Genomic DNA, 9,363 nt, shown 5'->3' with positions numbered 1-9,363 from the left:
TAAGCGCCGCACCTCCGGCCCTGTCGGCCCGCAACCCGCACCCTGGCGGTTGAGCGTCCCCCCCACCCCCCCCCGCCCCCCCCTTCGACAGGTCCATGGTGGCCATGGAACCTTCGGTAGCGCCGACCCATGGTCGGCGGCTTTGGGGGGGGGCAGGGATTTGATGGTTTCCGCCGACCATGGGTCGGCCCTACCAGAGCGCCCGTGTGGTGTCGGGTGGAGGGAGCCCCTGAGTCAGGGGCGGCCGCGAAGCGGCGGGGTGTGGGTGTCGGTGAGACGGGGCCCACGGTTTGCACAGCAAAGCGTGGGAGCGGCAGCGCGAATGCGATGACGTGTACCCGCGCCATGGATGGCGCGAAACGAGGCCCGCATGGATGCAGCTTCTGCCGTCCCCCGCACAGCCCCACCGCCCGGCCCAACCCAGCTGCGGCAACAAACAGCAGCCACCCGCGAGGGGGTCTCACCCGTTCGACCGCTCAGTCCGGGATCGGCAGGCTCCAGGTCTCCTTGACCTCTTCCATCACGATGTAACTCTTGGATTCGCGCACGTGCGGCAGGGTCAGCAGGGTGCTGCCCAGCAGCTTGCGGTACGAAGCCATCTCACTGATGCGCGCCTTCAACAGATAGTCGAAATCGCCGGAGACCAGGTGACATTCCAGCACGTTGGGCAGCTTCAGCGCGGCGCGTCGGAACTCTTCGAAGATGTCGCCGGATTTGTAGGCCAGGCTGATTTCAACGAACACCAGCAGGCTCGCTTTCAGTGCGCTCGGATCCAGGTGGGCGTGGTAGCCGGTGACCACGCCTTCGCGTTCCAGGCGGCGTACGCGCTCGGTGCATGGCGTGGTGGACAGGCCGACGCGTTCGCCCAGCTCGGTGAAGGAGATCCGGCCTTCGGCCTGCAGGATCCTCAGGATTTTCCTGTCAATTTTGTCCAGTTCGCGGGTGCGGGTGGCCACGGTGTCGCCCTGTGCAGATGGTTTTCAGTGAAATATGCTGCCCCGCTTTCATAAAACGCGCAAATTCGCTGGATCAGGCTGACTATACTTGTCTGATTATGGTCCCCGCGTGCTCCTGCGCAGGGAATTGATCGGGTTGGAGAGGTCTCATGCGCGTACTCATCCTCGGCAGCGGCGTCATCGGCACCACCAGTGCCTGGTACCTGCGCCAGGCCGGTTTCGAAGTCACCGTGCTCGACCGCCAGCCGGGACCGGCACTGGAGACCAGTTTCGCCAATGCCGGGCAGCTGTCGTTCGGCTACACCTCGCCGTGGGCGGCGCCGGGCGTGCCGAAGAAGGCGATCGGCTGGCTGTTTGAAAAGCACGCGCCGCTGGCGATCCGTCCGGGCATGGACCTGGCCCAGTACCGCTGGCTGTGGCAGATGCTGCGCAACTGCACGCAGGAACGCTATGCGATCAACAAGGCGCGCATGGTGCGCATGTCCGAGTACAGCCGCGACTGCCTGAACCAGCTGCGTGCCGAGACCGGCATCGACTATGAAGGGCGTGACCTGGGCACCACCCAGTTGTTCCGTACCCAGCAGCAGCTGGACGCTTCGGCGCAGGACATCGAGGTACTGGCGCAGTATGGCGTGCCGTACGAAGTGCTGGACCGTGCCGGCATCATCGCCGCCGAACCCGCGCTGGCCCACGTTGACGGGCTGGTCGGCGCGCTGCGCCTGCCGCGCGACCAGACCGGTGACTGCCAGTTGTTCACCCGCCGGCTGGCCGCGATGGCGGCCGAGGCCGGCGTGGAGTTTCGCTACGACGTGGATATCGCCGGGATAGAGCACGAAGGTGACCGCATCACCGGCGTGCGCGTGGACGGCAAGCTGGAAACCGCGGATCACTACGTGGTGGCGCTCGGCAGCTATTCGCCGGCGCTGGTGGCCCCGCTGGGACTGGACCTGCCGGTGTATCCGCTGAAGGGCTACTCACTGACCCTGCCGATCACCGACCCGGCGATGGCGCCCACCTCGACCATCCTGGACGAAAGCTACAAGGTGGCGGTCACCCGCTTCGACAACCGCATCCGGGTCGGTGGCATGGCCGAAGTGGCCGGCTTCGACCTGTCCCTGTCGCCGCGTCGCCGGCAGACGCTGGAGCTGGTGGTGCGTGACCTGTACCCGAAGGGCGGCGACCTGTCGCGCGCCGAGTTCTGGACCGGACTGCGCCCGGCAACCCCGGACGGCACGCCGGTGATCGGCGCCACGCCGTTGCGCAACCTGTTCCTCAACACCGGACACGGCACCCTGGGCTGGACCATGGCGTGCGGGTCCGGCCGTTACCTGGCCGACCTGATGAGCGCGCGCCAGCCGCAGATCAGCACCGAAGGCCTGGATATCTTCCGCTATGGCGGCAAGCGCGCTGCGGACGCGCACGCGGGGCGCCGCTGATGCGCCCTGCACGTGCGTTGATCGACCTGGATGCGCTGCGTAGCAACTACCGCCTCGCGCGCGAGCTGGGCGGTGGCAAGGCGTTGGCGGTGGTCAAGGCCGATGCCTACGGCCACGGTGCGGTGCGCTGTGCGCAGGCGCTGCAAAGCGAAGCCGATGGCTTCGCGGTGGCGACCATCGAAGAAGCGCTGGAACTGCGTGCGGCCGGTATTTCCGCCCCGATCCTGCTGCTGGAAGGCTTCTTTGAAGCCAGCGAACTGCCGTTGATCGCCGAACACCGGTTGTGGACCGCCGTGGGTTCGCCGTGGCAGGTCGAGGCACTGGCCGCTTTCGACAGTCCGCTGGCCCTGACGGTATGGCTGAAGCTGGACAGCGGGATGCATCGGCTCGGGCTGGACGTGGATGCCTTCCGTGCCGCACATGCACGCCTTTCCGCGCTGCCGCAGGTCGGTCGCATCGTCATGATGACCCATCTGGCGCGTGCCGATGAGCTGGACAGCGGACGCACCCACGAACAGGCGGCGGTGTTTGCAACGGCCACGGCCGGGCTGGCCGGCGAGACCAGCATCTGCAATTCGCCGGCGTTGCTGGGCTGGCCGGATGTGCGCAGCGATTGGGTGCGTCCGGGCCTGATGCTGTACGGCGCCAACCCGTTGGCGGTTGATTCCACGGTGACCGCGCGCCTGCGCCCGGTGATGAACATGCGTTCGAAGGTGATCGCCGAGCGCTGGATCGAAGCAGGCGAGCCGGTCGGCTACGGCGCACGCTTCGTGGCCAGCCAGCGAACCCGGGTGGGCGTGGTGGCGATGGGTTATGCCGACGGCTATCCGCAGTTCGCGCCGAACGGCACGCCGGTGGTGGTCGACGACCAGCCGGGTGTGCTGATCGGCCGGGTGTCGATGGACATGCTGACCGTGGATCTCACCGCACTCCCGCAGGCGGGCGTGGGCAGCGAGGTGCAGCTGTGGGGTGGGCAGGCGCTGAGCCTGGCCGAGCTGGCGCCGCGTTGTGGGGTCAGCGCTTACCAGCTGCCGTGCGCGGTGAAGCGCGTGCGCCGGGAGTATGTGGAGGGGTGAGGGGAGAGGGGAGAGGGAGAGCGTAACGACCAACGGTCGTCACCCTCATCACCCACCAGGCCTCGGCCGTCACCCACCCGCCTGGATCGTCATCCAGCGGATGGGTTGGCGGCGATCCGCTTGGCCAGGTCGCGGCGCACCCAGTCGTCGATCAGCTTCTTCTCGTAACGCAGTGGGTCACTGCTGCTCTGCATGCCGGTGCTGCCATGCAGGAAGCCGGAATCGCGCAGCGCGGCTTCGCCCTGGTCCAGCACCCGGCCGCCCGCGTCCTTCAGTGCGTACTGCAGGGTGATCCGCGGCGGGTAGATGTCGCGCATGATCCGGATGTCGCTGGCACGCGGACCATGCCACGGTTCGAAATCGCCTGCGCGCTTGATGTCGACGAAGGTGATGTCCAGCGTCTGGCCGGGCTGCAGGGTCTTCTCTGCGGTTTTGCGCGCGTACTCGGCCAATTGATGAACCCAGTTGCCGCGCTCGGCCTCGAAGCGGTTGGTGCTGTTGCGCAGCTCGGTGAAGGTCTTGGGGTCGTTCCATTGCACGCTGACCGGGCCGGACGCTTCAAGCGCGCGCGGCGCCTGCGGATCGGTCACGGTGCGCGGGGCGGCCAGTGCGGCACCGCCGGAAGTGGCGAGCAGGACTGCCAGCAGCAGGCTGCGTAGTGAAAGGCGGCTCATGGCAGGCTCCTGCGCCGTGTGGCAGCGCTGTAAGTGTGGCCACCAGTGTGGTCCTGCCTGGCGCGCCGGACAAGCGGCACTCCAGCACGCCCTGGCATGCGCTTACGGGAAGTTCATCACGCCGGACATGACGCCCGGCGCTTGACGCTGCGAATACGCAGTCTGGACCATGCTGTATGTATTGCTACCCAGTGGCCCAAGCCCTTGTCCCCTGTGAATTCGACCCTGGAAGCCCTGCCCGCACACGCCGCCGCAGGTGGCGCAAGCCTGTACCAGCACGCGCTGGAGCGCATGCACGCGGGCTTCTGCGTGATCAAAGTCCTCTTCGACGAGCAGGACCATCCCGTTGACTATGTGTTCCTGGAAGTGAATCCGGCGTTCGAACGGCATACCGGGCTGGTGGATCCGATCGGGCGGCGGATGAGCGAGCTTGAACCCAACCACGAGAAGGACTGGTTCACCATCTACGGGCACGTAGCGCGTACTGGTGAGGCGACCCAGTTCGAACTGGAGGCCAAGGCGCTGGGCCGCGCCTATTCGGTCGATGCCGTGCGGGTGGGTGCCGAGGGCGATGACACGGTCGCGGTGCTGTTTTTCGATGTGAGCGCACGCAAACGGATGGAAGGCGAGCTGGGCGAAAGCGAGGCGCGCTTCAGTGCCCTGGCAGACGGCCTGCCGATGCCGGTCTGGGTGCTGGATGAGCAGGGTCACTCGCGTTTCGTCAACAGCGCCTTTACCGAGTTCTTCGGCGGTGATGAAAACCGGGTACCGGAAGATGTCTGGCGCGGGCTGGTGCATCCCGATGATGCCTCGGTGTTCGAGCACGAACTGCGCGGCGCGTTGAGTGCGCAGCGCTCGATGAATGCCCTGGTGCGTGCCCGGCGCGCCGACGGCGAGTGGCGCTGGCTGGAAATGAACGCCCGGCCGCGTTTTTCGCGCAATGGGCACTTCGTCGGTTTGGCCGGCAGCAGCCCGGACGTGACCGAACGACGCGATATTGAACTGGCACGCGAAGAGCTGCTGCAGTCCGAGCGCACCGCGCGCGCCGCAGCGGAAAACACCGCGCGGCTGAAGGACGAATTCCTGGCCACCCTGTCCCACGAGCTGCGCACGCCGCTGACCACCATCCTGGGCTGGAGCGAGCTGCTGCTGCAGCGGGTGGAACCGGACAGTCCACTGCGCAAGGGCCTGGGCGTGATCGCCAGCAGCGCCAATGCGCAGAAGCGGCTGATATCGGACATGCTGGACCTGAGCAGCATGCTGCTGGGCAAGGTACAGCTGGAAGTGGAAGTGCTGGACCTTGCCGAGCAGCTGCGCCAGGCAATGGGCGCGCAGGAGCTGGTCGCCGAGGGCAAGGCGCTGGACGTGACCGTGGACGTGCCGGACCGTCCGTGCCTGGTGCTGGGCGATGCCACCCGGATGCAGCAGGTGCTGTGGAACCTGCTGTCCAATGCGATCAAGTTCACCCCGGCCGAAGGCTCGATCATGCTGCGGCTGGAAGACCTGCCGGAGGGCTGGCAGGTGACGGTGCAGGACAGTGGCGATGGCATCGCACCGGAGTTCCTCAATCACCTGTTCGGCCGCTTCCGCCAGGCCGATGGCACCACCACCCGCCGCCATGGCGGGCTGGGGCTGGGCCTGGCCATCGTGCAGCAGCTGGTGGAACTGCACGGCGGCACCGTGGCGGCGGCCAGCGAAGGCCATGGCTGCGGCGCGACCTTCACCGTGCGCCTGCCGCGCTACTCGCCCGACCAAGGCTCACGACCACTGCGTGAAGTGATCAGCGGCGGCCCGATCATCGAGCGCATCGTCGAACCGTACCCGCTGCGCGGCCTGCATCTGCTGGCGGTGGAAGACCAGGTGGAAGTCCTTGAGTACCTGCGTCGCATGCTGGAAGAGCAGGGTGCAGCGGTCACCTCGGCGTCGTCTGCCGGCGAAGCGCTGGCGCTGCTGGACGAGAACCGGCACCAACGCTTCGACGTGCTGCTGACCGATATCGGCATGCCGGGAATGGACGGTTATGGACTCATCCGCACGCTGCGCGAGGACATGGGCGTGGACGCCGATGCGCTGCCCGCGGTGGCGGTGACCGCGCTTGCCCGCGCTGATGACCGGCGTCGCGCACTGGCATCGGGTTTCCAGGAGCATGTGGCCAAGCCGTATTCGGTGGCCCAGCTGGTGGCGGCGGTACGCCACGTGCAGGCCAGCGGCGAACGCACCGCCCTGCATTGACCTGGCTGAAGCAGTGAGCCGGGGACCGCCCGGCCCACGCATGAATCAGTGTTCGAACAAGGAAGCCTCGGCCTCGAAACGGCGCTCGTAGGCACGTTCATCGGCGACCCGGCTGACCTCCTCGTCCGTGATGTCCGGAGCCCCGTAGACCGCATAGGCCACGGTCCCATCGCGGGTCTTGCCGACCTGGTGCAGCCGGTAGCGGGAGTGGCCGCCACCGGTGTCCTCCGGGTAGTGCACCGGGGGCTGGCTGCCCTCCAGGTCCATTTCGCTGTTGTCGACCACGCCACCGACGAACAAGGCACGCATTCGATATCTCCAGAGCTGGGATGGGTCCTCTTACCCTGACCGCTGGGACGTTCGGGCGGCATCAAGGTGATGTTCGGTTTTCGCAAAGCGGTCCGGCACGGGGGCGGTGGCGCCGAGCCGGTACAATGGACGCCCCCTGAAGATCCCAAGGCTTACGTGCCCGATGGCCGCCCGCGACGACGCTCCCCTGCAGACCCTGTTCCTGCCGCTCTCCCAAGGCCTGCTGCGCTGGCCGGAAGGCCCGGTCGCCTTCCTGCGGGCGCGTGACGGATGGCCGCTGCGCGAGCAGGCGCAGGGCCGCGAAGTGGTCTGCGAGCAGAGCTTCGCCCCGTTCGCCAAGGCGCTGGAATCGGCCGGGCTGGAGGTGTCCGCCGAGCTGGGCGCTGACCACGCGGGCCGTTTCGGGCTGGTGCTGGTGCTGCCGCCGCGCCAGCGCGACGAAGCCCGCGCGCTGTTCGCCCGCGCCCTGCAGCTGGTGGCGCCGGGTGGCACCATCGTCGCCTGCCAGCACAACGACGAGGGCGCGCGCTCCGGCGAGGGCGACTTCAAGCAGCTCACCGGCCTGGGCGGCAGCCTGACCAAGAACCACTGCCGGGTGTACTGGAGCGCGCCGGCGCAGGGCCAGCACGATGTCGAACTGGCCAGCCGCTGGGCGAGCCTGGACGCCCCGCGCAGGATCCTCGGCGGACGCTTCACCAGCCGTCCGGGCGTGTTCGCGTGGGACCGCACCGATCCGGCATCGGTGCTGCTGGCGGAAAACCTGCCAGCCGACCTGACCGGGCGTGCCGCCGACCTCGGCGCCGGTTACGGCTACCTGTCGCGTGAGCTGCTGGAGCGCTGCCCGAAGATCACCGCACTGGACCTGTACGAGGCCGAAGGCCGCGCGCTGGACCTGGCACGGGTCAACCTGGCCGAGCCGCCGCGTGCGCTGCTGCAGTTCCTGTGGCAGGACGTGACCGCCGGGATCGAGCCCGGCTACGACGTGATCATCAGCAATCCGCCGTTCCATACCCCTTCGCGCGAGAACCGCCCGGACATCGGCCAGCGCTTCATCGCGGTGGCGGCGCAGGCGCTCAAGCGCGGCGGGCGCCTGTTCGTGGTGGCCAACCGCCACCTGCCGTACGAGAACGTGCTCAACGACAGCTTCGGCACGGTGCGGGTGCTGGCCGAACGCGATGGCTTCAAGCTGATCGAGGCGGTGCGCGGAGGCAGCCGGTGAAGCTGGTCAAGCTGATCGCCAACCTGGGGTACGGCAGCCGCAAGCAGGTGCAGTGGATGTTCCGCGAAGGACGCATCACCGATGCCGATGGCGAGGTGCTGTATGCCGACGACCAGGTGGCCCATGAAGCGATCCGCGTCGATGGCGAGCCGCTGGATCCGCCGGTCGGGCTGACCATCGCGCTGTACAAGCCGCGCGGGGTGACCTGTTCGATCAAGGACAAGGGGCGGCTGGTCTACGACCTGCTGCCCTCGCGTTTCCGCGACCGCGACCCGGTGCTGTCCACCGTGGGCCGTCTGGACCGCGATACCAGCGGGCTGCTGCTGATGACCGATGACGGTGGCCTGCTGCACCGGATCATCTCGCCGAAGTCCAAGCTGCCCAAGGTGTACGAGGTGGAGCTGGCCGAGGACCTGCGCGGTGACGAGGTGGCGCTGTTCGCCAGTGGCACGCTGATGCTGGAATCGGAGAAGACGCCGCTCATGCCGGCCGAGCTGGACGTGCAGGGGCCGCGCAACGCGCGCCTGGTGCTGCATGAAGGCCGCTACCACCAGGTGCGGCGCATGTTCGCCGCGACCGGCAACCACGTCCAGGCCCTGCATCGCAGCGGCGTGGGTGGGCTGGGCCTGGAAGGACTGGAAGAAGGCCAGTGGCGCCAGTTGGCGGCTGCCGACCTGGAGACCCTGTTCGCACCGTGAGCACGATCCCTGCCTTGCCGTTCCGCCCGGATGCGGTGATCTTCGACATGGACGGGCTGATGATCGACAGCGAACGGGTGTCGATCGCGTGCTGGAGCGAGGCGGCGCTGACGCTGGAGATCGCGTTGCCGGAAGGCTTCTTCCTGCACATGGTGGGGCTGGGCGAGCGGGATTGCCTGCAGCTGCTGCAGCGTCACATCGACGACGGCGCGCGCATCGATGCGCTGCTGGCGCACTGCCACGCGCTGTACGACGCGCGCACGCATGACGGCCTGCCACTGCGTCCGGGCATCCTGGAACTGCTGGAACTGCTGAAGGAGCACGGTGTACCCCGCGCGGTGGCTACTTCGACGCGGCAGCCGCGCGCCAGCCGCAAGCTGGCCGCCAGCGGCCTGCTGCACTACTTCGACACGGTGGTGACCAGCAGCGACGTGCAGCATCCCAAGCCGGCGCCGGACATCTACCTGCTGGCCGCACAGCGGCTGGGCAAGGAGCCCACGCACTGCCTGGCACTGGAGGATTCACCGACCGGGACGCGTGCTGCCTTGGCCGCGGGCATGACCACCATCCAGATTCCCGACCTGGTGCATCCGGATGCGGCGGTGCGCGCGCTGGGGCATCGCATCGTGGAGTCGCTGCATGATGTGCGCGCGCTGCTGCTGCCGCTGTTGAGGTAGCGCCGAGTTCTGCTCGGCGAGCGCAGCGGCGAGGCTGACGGCCAGCGGCCGTCACCTACCCGGGCAAGAGCAACAGCATGACGGCC

Annotated in this window: 9 protein-coding genes; 6 read left to right on the top strand and 3 right to left on the bottom strand. The window is 67.7% G+C overall.

The features are described 5' to 3' along the window. Window positions 1-476: 476 nt before the first annotated feature. Entirely contained in the window at window positions 477-956 is a 480-nt protein-coding gene (locus tag ACI2JH_RS09250; RefSeq protein WP_042614952.1) for a winged helix-turn-helix transcriptional regulator, read from the bottom strand. A gap of 149 nt (window positions 957-1,105) precedes the next feature. On the opposite strand from ACI2JH_RS09250, the gene ACI2JH_RS09245 reads away from it, so the two are divergent. Together ACI2JH_RS09245 and alr are read left to right on the top strand one after the other, a co-directional pair. Continuing rightward, complete coding sequence (locus ACI2JH_RS09245) at window positions 1,106-2,392, top strand: D-amino acid dehydrogenase (RefSeq protein WP_182657222.1); 1,287 nt, start codon at window positions 1,106-1,108, stop codon at window positions 2,390-2,392. Then, a complete protein-coding gene (alr, locus tag ACI2JH_RS09240; protein WP_404736023.1) occupies window positions 2,392-3,468 on the top strand; it encodes an alanine racemase in 1,077 nt (358 codons plus the stop codon). Before ACI2JH_RS09245 ends, alr begins: the two co-directional genes overlap by 1 nt. An 89-nt stretch (window positions 3,469-3,557) precedes the next feature. Here the strand turns inward: alr and ACI2JH_RS09235 are convergent, their stop codons facing one another. Further along, window positions 3,558-4,142, bottom strand: coding sequence for a DUF3016 domain-containing protein (locus ACI2JH_RS09235; protein WP_404736022.1), 585 nt, complete (start codon window positions 4,140-4,142; stop codon window positions 3,558-3,560). 291 nt (window positions 4,143-4,433) lie between these two features. Between ACI2JH_RS09235 and ACI2JH_RS09230 the strand changes: the two genes are divergently transcribed. After that, complete coding sequence (locus ACI2JH_RS09230; RefSeq protein WP_101100268.1) at window positions 4,434-6,374, top strand: ATP-binding protein; 1,941 nt, start codon at window positions 4,434-4,436, stop codon at window positions 6,372-6,374. A gap of 45 nt (window positions 6,375-6,419) precedes the next feature. Here ACI2JH_RS09230 and ACI2JH_RS09225 read toward each other — a convergent pair whose 3' ends face one another. Beyond that, window positions 6,420-6,683, bottom strand: coding sequence for a hypothetical protein (locus ACI2JH_RS09225; RefSeq protein WP_042614947.1), 264 nt, complete (start codon window positions 6,681-6,683; stop codon window positions 6,420-6,422). Between the two features lie 163 nt (window positions 6,684-6,846). Between ACI2JH_RS09225 and ACI2JH_RS09220 the strand changes: the two genes are divergently transcribed. Genes ACI2JH_RS09220 through ACI2JH_RS09210 form a run of 3 tightly spaced genes read left to right on the top strand, consistent with a single transcriptional unit; the run spans window position 6,847 to window position 9,277 of the window. Then, a complete protein-coding gene (locus ACI2JH_RS09220) occupies window positions 6,847-7,902 on the top strand; it encodes a class I SAM-dependent methyltransferase (RefSeq protein ID WP_404736021.1) in 1,056 nt (351 codons plus the stop codon). Continuing rightward, entirely contained in the window at window positions 7,899-8,600 is a 702-nt protein-coding gene (locus ACI2JH_RS09215; RefSeq protein ID WP_042614945.1) for a pseudouridine synthase, read from the top strand. The genes ACI2JH_RS09220 and ACI2JH_RS09215 overlap by 4 nt, the downstream gene beginning before the upstream one ends. After that, entirely contained in the window at window positions 8,597-9,277 is a 681-nt protein-coding gene (locus ACI2JH_RS09210; RefSeq protein WP_404736020.1) for an HAD family hydrolase, read from the top strand. Before ACI2JH_RS09215 ends, ACI2JH_RS09210 begins: the two co-directional genes overlap by 4 nt. The last annotated feature ends 86 nt before the right edge of the window (window positions 9,278-9,363 follow it).

It is taken from the genome of Stenotrophomonas sp. NPDC078853 (genome assembly GCF_044901215.1).
GTDB classification, from domain to species: Bacteria; Pseudomonadota; Gammaproteobacteria; order Xanthomonadales; family Xanthomonadaceae; genus Stenotrophomonas; species Stenotrophomonas lacuserhaii.
Note: the sequence above shows the minus strand (reverse complement) of the source record. Positions and strands in the feature narration are given on the sequence as shown.